Source organism: Roseateles saccharophilus (assembly GCF_004342485.1).
Taxonomy (GTDB): domain Bacteria; phylum Pseudomonadota; class Gammaproteobacteria; order Burkholderiales; family Burkholderiaceae_C; genus Pelomonas; species Pelomonas saccharophila.
The window spans coordinates 20257-39837 of sequence record NZ_SMBU01000042.1 but is presented as its reverse complement, the minus strand read 5'-3'; the positions used below and the strand labels follow the sequence as shown (position 1 = coordinate 39837).

The window sequence follows — 19581 nt, the reverse complement described above, 5'->3', positions numbered from 1 at the left end:
GCCGCCTGACGCGTCCTCCCATCGCGCCCCAACGCTCCGGCCGGCGTCAGGTCAGGCGTCGTCACGTCCGGCAGGAGAGGTCTTCCACATTAAGAGCCTGGCTTCGCGGCGCGGAAAGTCATTGGCCTAGGATCAACCCAGGCGTCGGTGCGCCAGCGCCGGCAGCTGCTGGCGCACCTGCGCGAGCCGTGCCCGGTCCAGTTCCGCCATGACGACGCCCTCGCCCTCGGGCAGCACGGCCAGCACTTGGCCCCAGGGGTCGATGACCATGCTGTGGCCCCAGGTGCGGCGGCCGTTGGCATGCTGGCCGCCCTGGGCCGGCGCGATGACATAGCACTGGTTCTCCACGGCGCGCGCGCGCAGCAGCAGCTCCCAGTGCGCCTGGCCGGTCGTGTAGGTGAAGGCGGCCGGCACGGCCAGCAGGTCGCAGCCGGCGTAGCCGCGGTAGAGCTCGGGGAAGCGCAGGTCGTAGCAGACCGACAGGCCGACGCCGACGCCGCCCGCATCGAAGCGCGTCGGCTGGCTGCCAGCCTCCAGCACGCGGCCCTCGTCATAGCTCTCGCGGCCGTTGTCGAAGGCGAACAGATGGATCTTGTCGTAGCGCGCGACGCACTCGCCGGCGGGCGAGAACACCAGCGTCGAGTTGCGCACGCGCTCGCTCGTCGCGGCCTTGATGGGCAGCGTGCCGCCGATGATCCACAGCCCCAGCTCGCGCGCGGCCGTGGCCAGCATGGCCTGGATGGGGCCGGCGCCCTCCGCCTCGGCCAGGACCAGCTTGTCGCTGTCGCGCTGGCCCATCAGGCAGAAGTATTCGGGCAACGCGGCCAGGCCCGCGCCCTGGCGTGCGGCGTCCTCGAGCAGGCGTCGGGCGGCGACGAGGTTGGCGGCCACGTCGGGGCCGGAGACCATCTGGCAGGCGGCGATCTTCATGCGGGCGATGCTAGAGCCTGTTCACTCCGGTTTTCCTGCGGGCTGGAGCAACTCCAGCGCGCCGACGAACTCGCGCGCCTCGATGCGGCACAGCCGCAGCCGGCGCAGCAGCCAGGGCGTCAGGTCCTGCTGGCCGAGGTGCTCGGGCCAGGCGCCGGCATCGCCGTCGGGGATCTCGGCGGGGTCGGCGCCGGTCATGGGCTCGCCCTTGAGCACATCGACGCAGGCCTTGCGCGCCAGCGGCAGGGCCGTCTCGGCCCGGGCGGCGTCCAGCCGCGTGCCGCGGCGCTGCACCTGGTGCTGCACCGCGCCGAGCAGGGCCATCAGCCGGTAGCCGTGGCTGAGCGCCGACTCCACCTCGGCCTCGGGCAGACGCACGCTGAGCGGCTCCACGCGCGTGCGCTGCGCGGTGGCGGCCAGCGCCGACAGCGCGGCATAGGCCTGCTGGCGGGAGAGGCGCTGGGCCAGCTGCTCCTCGGCGCCCGGCGCCCAGCGCAGCATATTGGACGCATGCCGGGCCAGCGCGCCGCGCAGCTGCCCGGCCAGGCGCGGCGTCGCGGAGCGCTCCCAGCTCGGCAGCACGAAGCTGAACAGCCAGGCCAGGCCGGCGCCGATCAGCGTGTCGGCCAGGCGCTCGACCACCGCCGGGTTGCTGCCCGGCGCCAGCATCAGCGGCTGCAGCAGGGCCATCAGCGTGGCGGCCGTGGCGGCCACGCGGTAGCGGCGGTTCACGTAGGCATGGGCCGTGCCCACCGCGGCGATGAAGCACAGGCTCAGCAACGGCACCGAATGCAGATGGGCCAGCAGCAGCACCAGCAGGCAGCCCAGCACCGTGCCGATGATGCGTTCGTTGCGGCGCGACAGCGTCTGCTCCAGGTTGCCGCGCAGCACGACGGCCACGCTCAGCATCAGCCAGAAGGGATGCGCCGCCCATGGCAGGAAGGCGCCCAGCGCATAGGCCAGGGACAGGGCCAGCGCCGAACGCAGCGCATGGCGCATGACGCTGGACTGCAGCGTCAGATGGGGCTTGAGCGCGGCCAGCGGCCAGCCCTCGGGCGACACGAAAGGCGCCAGGCGCTCGGGCGTCCAGGGGCTCTCGGGGTCGTCCGTGCTGCCCTGGCGCGCGACCATCGCGGCCACGTCGTCCAGCATATGGCCCAGGCGCGACTGCAGCGCCGAGACAAGGTGGGCGCGCGAGTCGCCCGGCGGCGCGCTGACGGCGGTCAGCCGCGCGGCAAGCTGCTCGCGCCAGGCGTCCACCGACACATCGGGCAGCGGCACGCCGTAGGCGATGCTGTCGGCCAGCGCGCTCAACACGTCGGCCAGCTGGCGCAGGGTTTCCGCCAGCGCGGCGCGCCACTGGCGGCCGGGGAAGTCCTGGCCCAGCAGCTCGGTGTCGAGGCGGCTGGCCAACAGCAGGTCGCGCAGCTCGATGAGGCCGAGCACGAGGTCGGTCTGCTTGCGGCTGCGCGGCGAGCGGCGCGCCGCGAAGACCTGGTCGCGCGCGGCCTGCAGGGCCTCGGCCAGCAGCACGTCGTCGGCGATGGAGGCACGGATGCTGGCCTCCGCCCCGCCCACGGCGCCGGCGATGCGCTGGGCCCGCGAGCGCAGCCGCCGCTCGGTGGCGCGCAACGCATTGGCCAGCGCCAGCTGGCGCAGCCGGTGGCGCAGCACGTTGGCGCTCAACCGCGCCCAGAGCGCATAGACGCAGCCCCCCAGGCACACCCAGGCCGCATGCCCGACGGGCGAGGTCGCGCCGGCCGTGCGGTCCCAGGCCATCGCGAACACCATGGCCAGCACCGGCGTGAAGGACAGCGGCCCGGCGCGCAGGCCCCAGGCCAGGGCCATCAGCGACAGGAAGGCCACGACGGCGACCAGGGCCACGGTCAGCGCCAGCGAGCCATCGGCCAGGCCCACCAGCAGCGTGACCAGGGCCGCGGCGGCGGCGGCGGGCAGCACGCGCGGCAGCACGCGCTGCGGCGGGTTGGGCACGTCGGGCAGGCTGGCGCAGACCGCGCCGCCCACGGCCGCGAGGCCGGCCGTCTCGCCGAACAGCGCGCCGACCAGGGCGTGCGTGACCGTGACGCCCAGCGCCACGCTGAGACCGTTGAGGTGGGCCGCTTCGAGGCGCTGGAAGAAGGCCTTCACTTGAGGAGCAGCTCCATGACCCGGCGCTCGCTCGCCGGCAGCTCGTGCACCGAGGCCCAGGCGGACTTCTCGGGCCGGTAGACGTATTGCGGCGGCGCGGCGGCGGCGATGCGTGCCTGCAGCGGCGCGAGCGCGGCCCGGGCGGCATCGCCCTGCCCTTGCGCCTGCAGCGCGGCGGCACGCACGATGACGGCAAGGTCGCTCCAGGGGCCGGCGGCCAGGGCCTCGTCGGCACCGTGCTGCGCGGCGGCGGCATCGCCGTCGACCAGGGCCAGCCAGGCCTTCAGCGCCAGCGTGTCGGGGTCGCGCGGGTCGAGGATCAGCGCCTCCTTGAGCTGGGCACGAGCCGGCTCGGTGAGGCCGGCGCGCAGCAGGTCCAGCGCATAGTCGCGGCGCAGCGGCACGAGGCCGGTGCGCAGGCGCAGCACGGCGTCGTACTGCTTGAAGGCATCGTCCCAGCGGCCGGCCAGGGCCAGCGTGGCCGCCCTGCCCCACAGCGCCTCGGGCTGGTCGCCCTGGTAGGCCAGCACGGCCTCGTAGGCGGCCAGCGCCCGGGCCACGTCGCCCAGGCGGCGGTAGTGGTCGGCCAGGGCCAGGTCGACCCGGAAGCGGTCCTCGCCCTTCAGCGCGTCGGCGCCCTTGGCCAGGCCGGGCACGACCTCGGTGGCCAGCGGCGCGCCGCCATGCCACAGCGCATCGGCGGTGTTCACGCGCAGTGCGCCGCTGTGCGGATGGCGGGCCAGCGCGCGCACCGACAGCTCGCGCGCCGCCGCGCCGTCGCCCGCCAGCGCGAGTGCATACAGGCGCGCCGCCAGCGCGCTCTCGTCGTCGGGCGCGAGCTTCAGCGCGCGCTCGAACAGCGGCACCGCATCGGCCAGCCAGCCGTCCTCCAGCTTGTCGTTTCCAGCGTTAACGAGAGCCGCGGGCAGGTTTGCACGCGTGTCACGCAGGGTGAAAAAGTGCTTTACGAGCGCCCGCAGCGCCGGGTCGATCACGATCAGGCGCTCGCGCACGATTTCCCGGCCGTCGTAGGTATCCCGGCGTGGCGAGGCCTCGGCGTTCGCGCCCTCGGCGAAGTATTCCCACACCGAGCCGCCCGCGTAGCGCGACAGGAAGCCGTTGCGCGTCTTCGCGTCGCGCGCCTTGGCCTGCTGGTAGTGCGCCTCGATCTCACGCACCTGCTCGGCCGTCAGCACGCCGTGCACCTGATGGGTCAACTCGTGCAGCACGGTGTTGTACTTGTCGAAGATGCTGCGCTCCACGTCCTCAATGCCGGTGACGGTGGCGTAACCACCCATGCCTCGCACGTCGTCCCAGAGCCGTGAGTCGTAGTCAATACGTGCATCTTTCAGCCTCATGCCATGAGGCGTCTCGGACAGCCGCATCCACATCGGCTTGATGAAGTGAGTCGCGCCAGCCTCAACCAACACCGGGATGAAGGCCTTCCACGGCGCGACTGACAAAGCGACGCGCTTTTGGTGGCGCGGCGACAGATCCTTCCAGTTCAGCACATAGCGCTCGATACCGGGCACCACCGGCGTCGGCATCGCAGCAAAGCGGCGCTCGTAGTCGGCGCGGTGCACGTCGACGGCGAAACGCTGCGACTCAAGCGCCTTGGCCGCGATGGCATGGGCGCGACCCAGCTGCGGGCAGCGCTCCAGCACGGCCAGGCTGATCGCCAGCGCGGCGTCGAAGTCACCCCGCTCGAAGGCATCGGAGGCGCGCTTGACATCAAGCATCAGCGCAGGGAACTCGACGGGGTTCTGAGGCGCGTGAGGCCAGTTCCGCAGATGCTCGGCCAGCTGGCTGTAGTTCTCGCGCGCATAGCCGTTGCCGAGCAGGTAATGGGCCATCTCGTGATGGCGGTTCAGCGCGACGGCCTGCTCCGCGGCGGCGATGGCGTCCTCGGTGCGGCCCAGCCGGATCAGCGTTTCGGCCAGCGCACTGAGGCCATCGGCCGTGCGCTCGGCGGCGAGGCCCGCCTCGAGCTTCTGCAGCGAGGCGTCGAACTCGCGCAGCTGGTAATGGCGCTGGCCGAGGCCGCGCAGGGCCTGGGCCTTGTCGACCGGGAGTGTGGCGCGCGCCAGCGCCTGTTCGAAGCAGTTCCGCGCCCGTTCGAAGTCGCGCCGGTCCAGCGCCAGGCGGCCGGCGGCCAGCAGGTCGACGGCCTCGGCCTTGGCGTCGCTCAGCACGCCGTGCGTGCGGCGGTCGATGGCGGCGCCGTCGTCGCGGGCGAACAGCCACTGGTAGACGAGGCCGCGCTCGGCCGCATCGGGCCGCTTGGCGCGCAGCAGGGCGTCGAGCCCGGGGCGCGCATCGGCGTAGTGCTGCTCGGTCAGCAGCGTCTGCAGTCGCGCGGCGTCGGCGGCCGCCTGCGCGGCGTTCGCGGTCAGGCAGACGACCAGGCAAACAGTCAGGAAGTTGGCCAGTTGGCGCCAGGGCATGCGGGCAGCTCCGTCAGTGGAGCGCCGATGCTAATCGGGCGCGGCGGCGCCGCGGTTCAACTCCGGATCATCTCCGCCGCGATGAGGCGCACCGGCGCGCTGCCATAGCCGAGGAACTTCTCGTGGAAAGCCTTGAGGTCGAAGCCACCGGGGCCGGACTTGGCCTTCAACTGCTCGCGCAGCACGAAGATCTCGCTGTAGCCGCTGAAGTAGCTGGTCAGCTGCACCGAGGTCAGCTGCACGCGGCGCCATTTCTCCCGGGCCTCGCGCTCGGTCTGGAAGGCCTGGCGCATCAGCAGGTCGAGCGCATCGGCTTCGGTCATGCCGCCCGTGTGCACGCTGTAGTCGAGCAGGGTGTTGGTCACCGCGCGCAGATGCCACTTGCCCCACATCAGCGTCATCTCCGGCGAAGCGCCGTAGCCGCTCTCGATCATCATGCGCTCGCCATAGACGGCCCAGCCTTCGATCATCGCGCCGTTGCCGAACAGCGCCTTGACCTTGCCCGGCACGCGGTTGGCGTGCACGAGCTGGGTGTAGTGGCCGGGAATGGCTTCGTGGATGCTGAGGATCTGCAGGATCCAGTGGTTGTACTCGCGCAGCGAGCTCTCGGCCTGCTCGGGCGTCAGCTCGTCCAGCGGCGTGACGTTGTAGTAGGTCTTGTCCTGGGGCCGGTAGGGGCCGGGCGCCTCGATGCTGGCGCCGGCCACGCCGCGCTCGTACTCGGGCGTCTCGCGCACCGCCAGCGGCTTGGACATGTCCTGGTTGAGCAGGTCGTGGTCGCGCACCCAGGCCTCCAGCTGCGGGATCTGCGCGCGGATCTCGTCGACGAAGCGCTCGCGCGCGACATGCCTCTCGCTGAGCTTGGCGATGACGCGGCCGATCAGCGCGAAGCGGTCGGCCGGCGGCGCCTCGGCGCCGATGACGCTGGGCCACAGCGCCGCGGCCTGGGCCTGCATGCCGGCCAGCACCTCCTCGCGGCGCTGCAGCGCGATCTCGTAGGTGGCCTTGGCCGTGCGGGCGGACTGGATGTCGTGGGCGAACTTGGCCTCGTACAGCGCCGCGCCGATGCGGAAGGAACGCCTGGCCGAGGGCAGCAGCCGCTTCAGATGCGCGCCATAGCCGTTCACCGCGGCACGCGCCTGCGCCAGCGGCGCCTTGAAGGTCGCCGCCTGGCCGGCCTCGGCGGCACGCTTGGCGATGTCGTCCAGCACGCCGAGCACGCCGGGCGCCTGCTGGATGGCCAGCTCGGTGTGCTCGCGCGTGACGCCGCCGTTCGGCGCCAGGCTGGCCTGGGCCGCACGGTAAAAGGCCGGCAGCGCGGCGACGCGTGGCTTCAGCGCCTTCAGCCGTTCGGGCAGGGGCGCGTAGTCGGTGTTCAGCAGCAGGTCCAGCGGGCCAGCCGGGTTGTAGTTGGCCGGGTTCCAGGCCCATTCGCGCAGCGTGTCGAGCTGCCAGAGATCGCTGTTGATCTTGGCGATCAGCATGGCGCGGTCCATGCGCTGGCTGACCGAAAGCGTCGCGTCGGACCGGTTTTCGAATTCGGCCAGCCAATGTTTCAGGAAGGCGCGCTGGCGGTCGCGCTGGGCGCTGCCGGGCAGCGTGATCTGCGGCGCGAACTCGAAACGGCCGGCGGCGACGGCGGCGTCGGGGTCCAGCCGCCACAGCGCCTCCAGGAAGGCTTCGACCTGGCCGTCAAAGCCCGCGTCCGCCGCCAGCGCGGGCAGGGCGAGGCTGGCAAGGCCGAGGGCGGCGAATTCGCGACGTTTCATGCAAGAGCTCCTTCCAGCGCATCGATGAACAGGGCTGCAACGTCGAGCCCGCTCTGGTCGGTGATCTCACGGAAACAGGTCGGGCTGGTCACGTTGATCTCGGTCAGGTGATCGCCGATGACGTCCAGGCCGACCAGCAGCAGGCCCCGCGCAGCGAGGATGGGGCCGAGAGTCTCGGCGATCTCGAAGTCGCGTGCTGAAAGTTTGCGCGCCACGCCCTTGCCGCCGGCCGCAAGGTTGCCGCGCACCTCGCCGCCCTGCGGGATGCGCGCCAGGCACCAGGGCACGGGCTTGCCGCCGATGACGAGGATGCGCTTGTCGCCCTCGGCGATGGCCGGGATGAAGCGCTGCACCATGACGGTCTGCGCACCGTCCTTGTTCAGCGTCTCGATGATGGCGCCGAGGTTCAGGCCGTCGTCCTTGACGCGGAAGATGCCCATGCCGCCCATGCCGTCGAGCGGCTTGAGGATGATGTCGCGGTGCTCGGCGTGGAAGGCGCGGATCTCGGCCGGCGCGCGCGTGACCAGGGTCGGCGCGATGAACTGCGGGAACTCGAGGATGGCGAGCTTCTCGGGGTGCTCGCGCAGCGCGCTCGGCTTGTTGAAGACGCGGGCGCCCTCGCGCTCGGCCTGGCCGAGCAGGTGGGTGGCGTAGAAGAACTCGGGGTCGAAGGGCGGGTCCTTGCGCATCAGCACGGCGTCGGCGTCGGCCAGGGCCAGGTCGGCCGTGGCCTCGACCTTGAACCAGTCGTGCGAGTCTCCGGTCAGCGTGATGTGGCGGGCGCCGCGCGCCGTCACGCGGCCGTCGCGCAACCAGACGAGATGATGCGGCTCGCAGGCGACGAGGGCATGGCCGCGCCGGGCGGCCTCGCGCATCATCGCGAAGGTGGAGTCCTTGTAGGTCTTGAAGGTGTCGAGCGGGTCGGCGACGAAGAGCAGCTTCATGGTCAGGCGCTGAGATAAGGCGTCGGCCAGTGTTGCACAGCGCCACGCCGGGCGCGCAGGCGGGGCTATGCGCGGCCCGCGCGGCGCCAGGCCGCGACCGCGGTGGCGAGGCCGCCGGCCACGACGGCCCAGAAGGCCGAGCCTATGCCCAGCAGCTTGAAGCCCGACAGGCCGACGAGGAAGGTCAGGATGGCGGCGTCGCGGTGGGCCTCGTCCTTCAGCGCCGCGGCCAGCGCGCCGGCGATGGTGCCGAGCAGAGCCAGGCCGGCGATCGCCGCGACGAGTTCGCGCGGGAAGGCCGCCAGCAGCATCGCAACGCCCCCGCCGGCCAGGCCGATCAGGCAATAGAACAGGCCTGCAGCCATGGAGGCCGTGTAGCGCCGCGCCGGATCCTCGTGGGCCTCGCGGCCCATGCAGATCGCCGCGGTGATGGCCGCGAGGTTGAGCGCATAGCCGCCGAAGGGGGCGAGCAGCGTCGTCGCGGCGCCGGTCACGGCGATGCTGGCGGAGACCGGCGTCTGGTAGCCGCTGGCGCGCTGGGCCGCAACGCCGGGCAGGTTCTGCGAGGCCATCGTGACGAGGAAGAGCGGCAGGGCCACGCCGATGACTGCATTCCAGCTGAACTCGGGCGCCGTCCAGACCGGCAGCGCGAAGACCTGGGCGCCGGCCATGCCGGCGAAGCTGAGCCGCCCCTGGGCCAGCGCGACGGCGATGCCGGCCAGCAGCACGCCCGGCACGGCATAGCGCGGCCACAGCCGCCGGCCCAGCAGATAGGCCGCCGCCATCGTCAGCACGAGGCCAGGCGCGGTCTCGACGCTGACGACGGCGTCCAGCCCGAAGCGCGTGAGCACGCCGGCCAGCAGGGCCGAGGCGATGGCCAGCGGGATTCGGTCCATCAGCTTCTCGAACCAGCCGCTGGCGCCGGCCGCGGCCATGAGCAGGCCGCAGACGATGAAGGCGGCTATGGCCTCGGGCATCGCGACGCCGGTGGTCGACGCGAGCAGGGCCGCGCCGGGCGTGGACCAGGCGGTCAGGATGGGCTGGCGCGTCCACAGGCTCAGGACCAGGCTGGTCAGGCCCATGCCCAGGCCCAGCGCCCACAGCCAGGAGGCCGTCTGCGCGGGCGACGCACCGAGGGCCACGGTGGCCTTGAAGATGATGGCGACCGAGCTGGTGTAGCCCACCAGCACGGCGACGAAGCCGGCCACGAGGGTGGACGGCGAGACGTCCTTCAGGAAAGCGCGCATCGGGCCAGCATAGCGGCGACGCTCAGATCTCGACCTTGCTGCCAAGCTCGACGATGCGGTTGGTCGGCAGGTGCAGGAAGTCCGCCGCGGCGGCCGCGTTGCGGTGCATGCTGGCGAACAGCTTCTCGCGCCACAGGGCCATGCCGGCGCCGACGGTCGGGATGACGATGTCGCGGCTCAGGAAGTAGCTGGTCTCCATGTCTTCGAGCTGCACGCCGTGGCCCTTCAGCAGGGCCAGCGCCTCGGGCACGTCGGGCTCGTTCTTGAAGCCGAAGTGCAGCGCCACCTGCCAGCAGCAGTGGCCCAGGGCCTGGACCTCGCAGCGCCGGTCGAAGCCGATCCAGGGCACCTCGTGGTGGCGCACGGTGACGAAGACGTTCTGCTCGTGCAGCACGCGGTTGTGCTTGAGGTTGTGCATCAGCGCGTTCGGCGTGATGCCCTGCTCCGCCGACAGGAAGACGGCCGTTCCGGCCACGCGCGTGGGCGGGTTCACGAAGACGGCGGCGAGGAAGTCCGGCAGCGCGATGGCGTCTTCGCGCAGCTTGTCGGAGAGCTGCTTGCGGCCCTGCTTCCAGGTCAGCATCAGCGTGAACATGCCGATGCCGATCATCAGCGGGAACCAGCCGCCGGCCACGATCTTCAGCAGGTTGGAGGCCAGGAAGGTCATGTCGATCATGAAGAAGACGCCCGTCGCGACGACGCACAGCGCGAGCGGATACTTCCAGCCGTAGCGGATGACGAAGAAGGTCATCACGGTCGTGATCGTCATGTTCATCGTGACCGCGACGCCGTAGGCGCCGGCCATCTTCTCGGACGAGCCGAAGAAGACGACCGCCGCGACGACGAACAGCATCAGCGACCAGTTGATGAAGGGCACGTAGATCTGGCCGATGTCGCGCACGCTGGTGTGCAGGATGCGCAGCCGCGGCAGCAGGCCGAGCTGGATGCTCTGCTTGGCCACCGAGAAGCTGGCGGTGATCAGCGCCTGCGAGGCGACGATGGCCGCGGCCGTGGCGAGCAGGAAGAGCGGGATCTCGGCCCAGGACGGCGCCAGCATGAAGAAGGGGTTCTCGACGCCCTGGGGATTCTTCAGCAGCATGGCCCCCTGGCCGAAGTAGTTCAGCACCAGGGACGGCATGGCGATGCCGTACCAGGCGATGCGGATGGGCTGCTTGCCGAAATGGCCGAGGTCGGCATAGAGCGCCTCGCCGCCGGTGACGACCAGCACGACGGCGCCCAGCGCGACGAAGGCCACCCACTGGTAGCGCAGGCAGAACTCCAGCGCATAAACCGGGTTCACGGCCGCCAGCACCTTGGGGTTGCCGGCGATGTGGGGCAGGCCGAGCAGCGCGATGCTGAGGAACCACACCAGCATGATCGGCCCGAAGGCCTTGCCGATGCCGCCGGTGCCAAAGCGCTGCACGGCGAACAGCCCGACCATGACGACCAGGGTCAGCGGCAGGATGGCGTCGTGGTACTGCGGCGCGTACACGTCGATGCCCTCGACGGCGCCCAGCACCGTCATGGCCGGCGTGATGACGGCGTCGCCGAAGAAAATGGCCGTGCCGAACAGGCCGACCAGCATCAGGCCGCGCCGCAGCGGCGGCCTGTCCTTCACGGCCATGGTCGCCAGCGCCAGCATCGCGATCAGGCCGCCCTCGCCGTTGTTGTCCGCGCGCAGGATCAGCAGCACGTACTTGATCGAGACGACGACGGTCAGCGTCCAGAACAGCAGGGAGAGCACGCCGAGGATGTTCTCGGGCGTCGTGGCGACGTGGCCACCGTGGAAGACTTCTTTGAGCGCGTACAGCGGGCTGGTGCCGATGTCGCCGTAGACCACCCCCAGCGCACCGAGGGTCAGGCCCGCCAGCGCCGAGCGGCTGTGGGCCGTATGGGAAGAACTCACTTTTTGAAACGCCGCCTGCGTTGCGGGCGGCCAGGAACCGAAAGCGGGCATTCTGCGCCCCCGCAGGCCGTTTTGTGCAGTGCAGCAAACCGCACAAACGAGGCTTGACGCCTCGCCGGCCTGCGCGTAGACGCGGGCCTCACCAGATGCGGATGCGCTCCTCGGCGGGCTTGAACATCCTGTCGCCCGGCTGGGTCTTGAAGGCCTGGTGGAAGCCGTCGTGGTTGACCGCGGCGCCATTGGCGCGGAACTCCGTGGGCGAGTGCGGGTCGATGGTCAGCAGCTGCAGCTTGCGCTCCTCGCGGGCCTTCTCGCGCCAGACCTGGGACCAGCCCATGAAGAAGCGCTGCTCGCCGGTGTAGCCGTCGACGACCGGCGGCTGCTTGCCGCCCAGCGAGCGCAGATAGGCCTTGTAGGCGATCTGCAGGCCGGACAGGTCGGCGATGTTCTCGCCCAGCGTCAGCCGGCCGTTCAGGTGCTTGCCGGGGATGGGCTCGTAGCCGTCGTACTGCGCGACGAGCCGGGCACCGATGGCCTCGAAGGCCTTGCGGTCCGCGTCGGTCCACCAGTTGCGCAGCGCGCCGCTGCCGTCGAACTGGCTGCCCTCGTCGTCGAAGCCGTGGCTGATCTCGTGGCCGATGACGGCACCGATGCCACCGTAGTTGACCGCGTCGTCGGCCTTGGGGTTGTAGAAGGGCGGCTGCAGGATGGCGGCCGGGAACACGATCTCGTTGAGCGTGGGGTTGTAGTAGGCGTTGACGGTCTGCGGCGTCATGCCCCACTCGCGGCGGTCCACCGGCTTGCTGGCTTTGCCGGCCTCGCGCTGCCAGTCGAAGCGGCTGGCGCGCTCGCTGTTGCCGAAGGCATCGCCGGCGCGCACCTCGAGCTTGGCGTAGTCGCGCCAGCTGTCGGGGTAGCCGATCTTGACCATGTACTTGGACAGCTTGTCCTGGGCCGCGGCCTTGGTGGCAGGCGTCATCCAGGTCAGGCCGTCGATGGAGGTCTTGTAGGCCGCCATCAGGTTGTTGACCAGTTCCAGCATGCGGGCCTTGTCGGCCGCCGGGAAGTGGCGCTGCACATAGACCTGGCCGACGGCCTCGCCGAGGGCCCCGTTCAGGCTGGCGACGGCCTTCTGCCAGCGCGGCTGCTCGCTCTTGGCGCCGGTCAGCGCGGTGCCCTGAAAGGCAAAGGCCGCGTCGCGGATGGGCTGGGGCAGGATGCTGGCGTTGGCGTCGAGGGTGCGCAGCGTCAGATAGGCCTTGAGGTCGTCCAGCGGCGTGTCGTTCAGGATCTTGGCCGCCGCGACGACATAGCTGGGCTGGGACACCGACAGCTTGTCGAGGTCGGGCAGCAGCGCAGCCTTGAAGAAGGCGCCCCAGGCGAAGCCGGGGGCCTTCTCGGCCAGCTCGGCCGGCGTCATCGGGTTGTAGAGCTTGACCGGGTCGCGGTTCTCGACCTTGGACCATTGCACCTCGGCCAGGCGCTGCTCGACGGCCAGCACGCGCGGCACGGCGGTCGCATCCTTCAGACCGGCCTGCTGGGCCAGGGCCTTCAGATAGGTCTCGTAGGCGGCACGCGCCTTGGCCATGCGCTCGTCGTCCTTCTTCAGGTAGTAGTCGCGGTCGGGCAGGCCCAGGCCGCCCTGCCAGGTGACGAGGCGGTTGACGGTGGGCTGCTTGAAGTCGGCCTCGATGCCCAGCGGCACCGGCAGGCTGACGCTGCCGACATGCGTGCCCAGCCAGGCGGCGAGCTGCTCGCGGTCCTGGATCGCCGCGATGCTGTCCAGCAGCGGCCGGATCGGCGCGAGGCCGGCCTTGTCGATGGCGGCCGTGTCCATATAGGCCGCGAAGTAGTCGCCGATCTTCTGCTCGACGGCGCCGGCCGGATGCTTGCCGCGGGCCAGGTCCTCGACGATGGCGCGCACGCGCTGGTCGGACAGGTCGCGCAGCTGGATGAAGGCGCCGTACGAGGACTTGTCGGCCGGAATCTCGGTGGTGGTCAGCCAGTGCCCGTTGCCGGCGCGGAAGAGGTCGTCCTGCGGGCGGACGGCCTTGTCGGCGCCGCCGAGGTCGAGACCGGAAGTGCTGCTAGGCGCGGCCCAGGCGAGGCAGCCAACGTGCATGAGCAGGGCCAGGGTGGTGAGACGGAGGGTGTTCTTCATGACTTGAGGTGAAGGTCGGACGAAGGGACGCACAACGCCCCGCGAAGGGTCGGCAGCCTATACCAGCCGACGGCCTCAGCCCTCAAGTCATAGCCCGGGGTGTCGAAAGTCAGGGCGACGCTGAACAGGTCTCGGGATGCGCTGCGCGCGAGGGATTTGTTCAGCGTTGCCTTAGGCCGCCTCGGCCTCCGCCTGCGGGTCCGTCGCCTCCAGCTCGTAGCTGGCGGCCAGCATGGCCAGGCGGCCGATGACGCCATACATGTAGAAGCGGTTGGGCGCGCTGGCGCCGGGCTTCTCGCCGGGGCGCGGCAGATGGGGCGAGTCGGCGAAGGCCAGCGGCACATAGCTGGCGCCCGGCGCGTTCAGGTTCTCGTCGATGCCGCGCTGGGCATGCACGCGGTAGAAGCCGCCGACGACGTAGCGGTCCATCATGTAGACGACCGGCTCCGCCACGGCCTCGTGCACGCGCTCGTGGGTGGGCACGCCCTCCTGCACGATGACCTGCTGGCCGAGGTTGTCGGGCAGACGTTCGGCCAGGGTCTCGATGTCCTTGGCGTCGCGCACCGTCATCACGCCGCGGCCATAGCTGCCCACGTCGCTCTTGATGATGACGAAGGGCTTCTCGTTGATGCCGTATTCCTTGTACTTGCGGCGCACCTTGGTCAGCTGGGCGTCGGCGGCCGTCTGCAGCGCCTCCAGGCCCTTCTTGCCGTGCAGGTCCACGCTGGCGGACATGGGCGTGATCAGCCAGGGATCCATGCCGAGCAGCTTGCCGAAACGCTTGGCCACCTCCTCGTAGGCGCGGAAGTGCTGGCTCTTGCGCCGCACCGTCCAGCCGGCATGCAGCGGCGGCAGCAGGTATTGCTCGTGCAGGCCCATCAGCTGCGGCGGCGTGCCGGCCGACAGGTCGTTGTTGAGCAGGATGGTGCAGGGGTCGAAGCCCTTGAGCGTGAGCCGGCCGCGCTTGCGCACCAGAGGTTCGACGACCAGGCTCTCGCCGTTGGCCATCGCCAACTCGGTGGGCTCGGTGATGGTGGTGTCCAGCGTGCCGAAGCGCACGTTCAGGCCGGCCTGCGTGAAGATGCGCGCCAGCGTGGCCAGGCTCTCCAGGTAGAAGCTGCAGCGCGCGTCGGTCTCGGGGATGACGAGCAGGTTGCGCGCCTCGGGGCAGATCTTCTCGATGGCCGCCATGGCCGCCTGCACGGCCTGGGGCAGCATCTGGGCGGTGAGGTGGTTGAAGCCGCCGGGGAAGAGGTTGGTATCCACCGGCGCCAGCTTGAAGCCGGCGTTGCGCAGGTCCACCGACGCGTAGAAGGTCGGTGTGTGCTCCATCCATTCGAGCCTGAACCAGCGTTCCGTCGCCGGCATGGACTCCAGGATGCGGGCCTCCAGCTCGTTGATGGGGCCGTTCAGGGCGGTGATCAGATGGGGAACCATGGCCGAATGATGTCAGAAGCTGGGGCGCGACTGCGCGCGGGGCGACCCATTTGGGGGCGCCGGACCGGTTCACAAGCCACCACCGGCGCGGGCAAGAAAAAAGCCACCCCGAGGGGCGGCTCCACTTGAGAGGCGGCCGGCAGCGTGCCCGGCCGCAGGGAGATCACTTGTGATAGGCCGTCTCGCCGTGGGACGAGATGTCCAGGCCCTCGCGCTCTTCCTCTTCGGTGACGCGCAGGCCGATGGTCATGTCGACCAGCTTGTAGGCGATCACCGAGACGGTGGCGGACCAGAGGATGGTCACGCCGACGGCCTTGGCCTGCACCAGCACCTGGGCGCCGATGGAGTAGGCGTCCGCGCTGGTCAGCGTGCCGCTGAACCAGTCCACCGGGAAGCTGGGGCCGCCGAGCTGGGGCGCATTGAACACGCCGGTCAGCAGGGCACCCAGGATGCCGCCGACGCCGTGCACGCCGAACACGTCCAGCGAATCGTCCACCTTCAGCATCTTCTTCAGGCCGGTCACGCCCCACAGGCAGGCGAAGCCAGCCACCAGGCCGACGACCAGGCCACCACCGATGCCGACGTTGCCGGCGGCCGGCGTGATCGCGACGAGGCCGGCGACGGCGCCCGAGGCGGCACCCAGCATCGAGGCCTTGCCCTTGATCAGCGCTTCACCGACGCACCAGGCCAGCACGGCGGCGGCCGTGGCGGCGAAGGTGTTCATGAAGGCCAGCGCGGCCGAGCCGTTGGCTTCCAGCGCCGAGCCGGCGTTGAAGCCGAACCAGCCCACCCACAGCATCGAGGCGCCGACCATGGTCAGCGTCAGGCTGTGCGGCGTGAACTGCTCCTTGCCGTAGCCGATGCGCTTGCCGATCATGATGGCGCCCACCAGGCCCGCCACGGCGGCGTTGATGTGCACGACGGTACCGCCGGCGAAGTCCAGCGCGCCCCACTGCCACAGCAGGCCGCCCTTGAGGTTGGTCGCTTCGACGACGGCCGCCGAGGTGTAGGCATCCGGGCCGGGCCAGAACCAGACCATGTGTGCGATCGGCAGGTAGGCGAAGGTGAACCACAGCGCCAGGAAGGCCATCACCGCGGCGAACTTCGCACGCTCGGCGAAGGCACCGACGATCAGGCAGCCGGTGATGCCGGCGAAGGTCGCCTGGAAGGCCGCATAGACCAGCTCCGGAATCGCCACGCCCTTGCTGAAGGTGGCGGCGTTCTCGAAGGTGCCGGCGACGTTGTTCCAGATGCCCTTCAGGAAGAGCCGGTCCGTGCCACCGATGAAGGCATTGCCCTCGGTGAAGGCCAGGCTGTAGCCGTACAGCACCCACAGGACGACGATCAGCGAGAAGCCGACCATGACCTGCATCAGGATGGACAGCATGTTCTTGCTGCGCACCAGGCCGCCGTAGAACAGCGCCAGGCCCGGCACGGTCATCATGATGACGAGCAGCGTCGACACCATCATCCAGGCCGTGTCGCCCTTGTTGGGCACGACGGCCGGCGCCGAGGCAGCCTCGACAGGAGCGGAGGCCGCCGCAGCGGCCGCAGGTGCGGCATCGGCCGCGGAAGCCGCGGGGGCGGTGGCAGCGGCGACCGCCGAGGCGGGTGCCGAGGCCGGGTCCTGGGCCCAGGCGGCCGGCGCGAGCAGGCCGGCAGCGAGTGCGAGGCCGGCAAGGAGTTTCTTCATTTGAGTGGTCTCCAACAGGTGATGGTGCGACGCGTCAGAGCGCGTCATTGCCGGTTTCGCCGGTGCGAATGCGAACGACCTGGTCCAGCGGCGACACGAAGATCTTGCCGTCGCCGATCTTGCCGGTGCGGGCCGAGGCCTCGATGGCCTCGATGACGCGCTCGACGATGTCGTCGCCCACGGCGGCCTCGATCTTGACCTTGGGCAGGAAGTCGACGACATACTCGGCGCCGCGATACAGCTCGGTGTGGCCCTTCTGGCGGCCGAAGCCCTTGACCTCGGTGACGGTCAGGCCCTGCACGCCGATGGCGCTCAGGGCTTCGCGCACTTCATCCAGCTTGAAGGGCTTGATGACGGCAGTGATCAGTTTCATGTCGCGCTCCGGTTGAGAATCAGAAGGTCTTCTTCAGGCCGACGACCAGCGTGGTCTTGCCCAGGAACTTGCCGTTGGCGGGGCTGGCGTAGAAGCTCTTGTTGGCGTCGGTGCCGACCACGGCACCACTCAGCGCCAGGCCCGACCAGTCCTTGGTCAGCGTCAGCGAGTAGTCCGTGTAGGAGCCGCTGGCCGTGTGCTTGATGGTCTGGTGGCCGACGTGCGGCGCGAGGCTGAGGCCGTCGCCCAGGTCGAAGGACGCCGACACATCGAGGTAGCCGCTGTTCTTGCTGTCCGGGTTGCCGAACAGATTGGTCAGGCTGTGGGAGTACTTGGCCGTCACCGGGCCGAAGCTCAGCGCGCCGTACAGCTCGAAGGTGTTGGCATTGGCCAGCCCGGCGCTGCTCAGCTTGTTGCCCGGATACCAGTACTGCAGGCCGCCGACGTCCAGCGTCAGCCCCTTGGCCACCTCGCTCTTGTAGCCGCCGTAGATGTCGATCTCCGCGTCGGCGTTGCCGCCGCCCGGGATGTCCTTGATCCACTTGATCGTCGACGCCCAGGTGCCGACATAGAAGCCGTTGGCGGCGGCGTAGTCGATGCCGCCCTGCAGGGCGGGCTGCAGGCGGCTCTGGGAGATGCCGCGGTAACGGTATTCGGTAACGGCGCCGATGTTGAACGACAACGGATCGGCCGGCGCAGGCTCATCGGCGAAGGCCGGAAGGGCCACCGCAGACAGTGCCAGAACGATCAGCGAAGGGGACAACTTCATGGCGGAGCTCCTGTGTCAAGTTGGGGGGATGCAGTCCGGCGGGTATTTGCAGCTTCCGTGCCAAGCGTCATGTCGCGGTCAGGCGCACGAATCTGGGCCGATGACGCCCGCAAGTCAGGCGCGCGCACCAAATTGGACAAACCCTGCGGCTTGAATGCACCTCCGGCGTGCATTTGCGCGCACTCCCGTTCGGCCGACGCCGCCCAGGGCTGCGGCTAGACTGGTTTGCCACGCCTATCCCAGATGAGCCTCGCCACCGTCCACTCCCGCGCCCTAGACGGCCTTGCCGCCGCGCCGGTCACCGTGGAAGTGCATCTGGCCAATGGCCTGCCGTCGTTCACCGTCGTCGGCCTCGCGGACACCGAGGTCAAGGAGGCGCGCGAGCGCGTGCGTGCGGCGCTGCAGAACAGCGGCCTGGGTTTTCCCGCAAACAAGCGCATCACGGTCAACCTCGCCCCCGCCGATCTGCCCAAGGAAGGTGGGCGCTTCGACCTGCCGATGGCCCTGGGCCTGCTGGCGGCCAACGGGCAGATCGACGCGACCCGGCTGGCGCGCTTCGAATGTGCCGGCGAGCTGTCGCTGGCGGGCGAGTTGCGCCCCGTGCGCGGCGCGCTGGCGATGGCCCTGGCGCTGCGCCGGGCGGATGCCGGTCGCGAACTGCTGCTGCCCGAAGCCAGCGCCGCCGAGGCCGCCCTGGTCGACGGCCTCAGCGTGCGGCAGGCCGCTCACCTGCTCGACGTCGTCGCCGCGCTGCAGCCCGAAGGCGAAGGCCTGGCGCGTGCCGCGGCCCTGCCCCGCGAACGCCAGGCGGGCCTGCCCGACCTGGCCGACATCAAGGGCCAGGCCGGCCCCAAGCGGGCGCTGGAGATCGCCGCGGCCGGTGGCCACAGCCTGCTGATGGTCGGCCCGCCGGGCACCGGCAAGTCCATGCTGGCCCAGCGCCTGGCCGGCCTGCTGCCGGCGCTGGACGACGAAGCGGCGCTGGAGTCGGCCGCCGTGCTCAGCCTGGCCGGCCAGTTCGACATCTCGCGCTGGGGGCAGAGGCCGCTGCGCGCACCGCACCACTCGGCCTCCAGCGTCGCCCTGGTCGGCGGCGGCTCACCGCCGCGGCCCGGTGAGATCTCGCTGGCCCAGCATGGTGTCTTGTTCCTCGATGAGATTCCGGAGTTCCCCAGGGCGGCGCTGGAGGCGCTGCGTGAGCCGCTGGAGACGGGCCGCATCCTGATCTCGAGGGCGGCCCGCCAGGCCGAGTTCCCGGCGCGCTTCCAGCTCGTCGCCGCGATGAACCCCTGCCCCTGCGGGCATCTGGGCAACCCGCTGCGCGCCTGCCGCTGCTCACCCGACCAGGTGGCGCGCTACCAGGGCCGGCTCAGCGGCCCCTTTCTGGACCGGCTGGACCTGCTCATCGAAGTGCCCGTCATCCCACCGCGCGAGCTGCAAGACCTGGCCCCGGGCGAGCCCAGCGCCGTCGTCGCTCAGCGCGTGGCCCAGGCGCGCGAGCGGGCCGTCGCACGCCAGGGCGTCGCCAACGCCCAGCTGCAGGCCCAGGACCTGGCCACGCATGCCGAACTCGAGCCGGCCGCCAAGGCGCTGCTGGAGCGCTCCGCGGAAAAGCTGGGCTGGTCGGCGCGCAGCTTCCACCGCGTGCTGCGCGTGGCCCGCACGATCGCCGACCTCGACGGCGCGGCCCGCATCGGCAGCGGCCATGTGGCCGAGGCCATCCAGCTGCGGCGCGGGCTGCCCGGTCAGGCCGGCTGACC

13 protein-coding genes are annotated in these 19581 nt (G+C 70.5%); 1 reads left to right on the top strand and 12 read right to left on the bottom strand.

All coding sequences use genetic code 11. From position 1 onward, the window contains the following. Positions 1-132: 132 nt before the first annotated feature. The 12 genes from EV671_RS22985 to EV671_RS22930 all read right to left on the bottom strand — a co-directional run bounded on the left by EV671_RS22985 (position 133) and on the right by EV671_RS22930 (position 17821). Entirely contained in the window at positions 133-930 is a 798-nt protein-coding gene (locus EV671_RS22985; protein ID WP_132576224.1) for a carbon-nitrogen hydrolase family protein, read from the bottom strand. A gap of 21 nt (positions 931-951) precedes the next feature. Further along, positions 952-3078 (bottom strand): FUSC family protein, encoded by a 2127-nt coding sequence (locus EV671_RS22980; protein WP_165917691.1) that lies wholly within the window; start codon positions 3076-3078, stop codon positions 952-954. Then, positions 3075-5522 carry a tetratricopeptide repeat protein gene (locus EV671_RS22975; protein ID WP_132576220.1) on the bottom strand — a complete coding sequence of 816 codons (2448 nt, stop codon included), beginning with the start codon at positions 5520-5522 and terminating at the stop codon, positions 3075-3077. Before EV671_RS22975 ends, EV671_RS22980 begins: the two co-directional genes overlap by 4 nt. A gap of 56 nt (positions 5523-5578) precedes the next feature. Then, a complete protein-coding gene (locus EV671_RS22970) occupies positions 5579-7291 on the bottom strand; it encodes a DUF885 domain-containing protein (RefSeq protein WP_132576218.1) in 1713 nt (570 codons plus the stop codon). Then, the gene (gshB, locus tag EV671_RS22965) at positions 7288-8235 is read right to left on the bottom strand and encodes a glutathione synthase (RefSeq protein WP_132576216.1); all 948 of its coding nucleotides are present in this window, start codon (positions 8233-8235) and stop codon (positions 7288-7290) included. Before gshB ends, EV671_RS22970 begins: the two co-directional genes overlap by 4 nt. A gap of 65 nt (positions 8236-8300) precedes the next feature. After that, positions 8301-9482 (bottom strand): benzoate/H(+) symporter BenE family transporter, encoded by a 1182-nt coding sequence (locus EV671_RS22960; RefSeq protein WP_132576214.1) that lies wholly within the window; start codon positions 9480-9482, stop codon positions 8301-8303. Between the two features lie 22 nt (positions 9483-9504). Continuing rightward, a complete protein-coding gene (locus EV671_RS22955) occupies positions 9505-11388 on the bottom strand; it encodes a potassium transporter Kup (RefSeq protein ID WP_243655855.1) in 1884 nt (627 codons plus the stop codon). 139 nt (positions 11389-11527) lie between these two features. Beyond that, complete coding sequence (locus tag EV671_RS22950) at positions 11528-13549, bottom strand: M13 family metallopeptidase (RefSeq protein ID WP_132576210.1); 2022 nt, start codon at positions 13547-13549, stop codon at positions 11528-11530. A 171-nt stretch (positions 13550-13720) separates the two neighbouring features. Then, positions 13721-14986 carry a glutamate--cysteine ligase gene (gene gshA, locus EV671_RS22945; RefSeq protein ID WP_132576208.1) on the bottom strand — a complete coding sequence of 422 codons (1266 nt, stop codon included), beginning with the start codon at positions 14984-14986 and terminating at the stop codon, positions 13721-13723. Between the two features lie 163 nt (positions 14987-15149). After that, the gene (locus EV671_RS22940; RefSeq protein WP_132576206.1) at positions 15150-16679 is read right to left on the bottom strand and encodes an ammonium transporter; all 1530 of its coding nucleotides are present in this window, start codon (positions 16677-16679) and stop codon (positions 15150-15152) included. 34 nt (positions 16680-16713) lie between these two features. Continuing rightward, positions 16714-17052, bottom strand: a complete 339-nt coding sequence (glnK, locus tag EV671_RS22935) for a P-II family nitrogen regulator (protein WP_132576204.1) — start codon at positions 17050-17052, stop codon at positions 16714-16716. Positions 17053-17071: 19 nt separating this feature from the next. After that, a complete protein-coding gene (locus EV671_RS22930) occupies positions 17072-17821 on the bottom strand; it encodes a TorF family putative porin (RefSeq protein WP_132576202.1) in 750 nt (249 codons plus the stop codon). Positions 17822-18064: 243 nt separating this feature from the next. On the opposite strand from EV671_RS22930, the gene EV671_RS22925 reads away from it, so the two are divergent. After that, positions 18065-19579: a YifB family Mg chelatase-like AAA ATPase gene (locus EV671_RS22925; protein WP_132576200.1), complete on the top strand. Its 1515-nt coding sequence runs from the start codon at positions 18065-18067 to the stop codon at positions 19577-19579. The last annotated feature ends 2 nt before the right edge of the window (positions 19580-19581 follow it).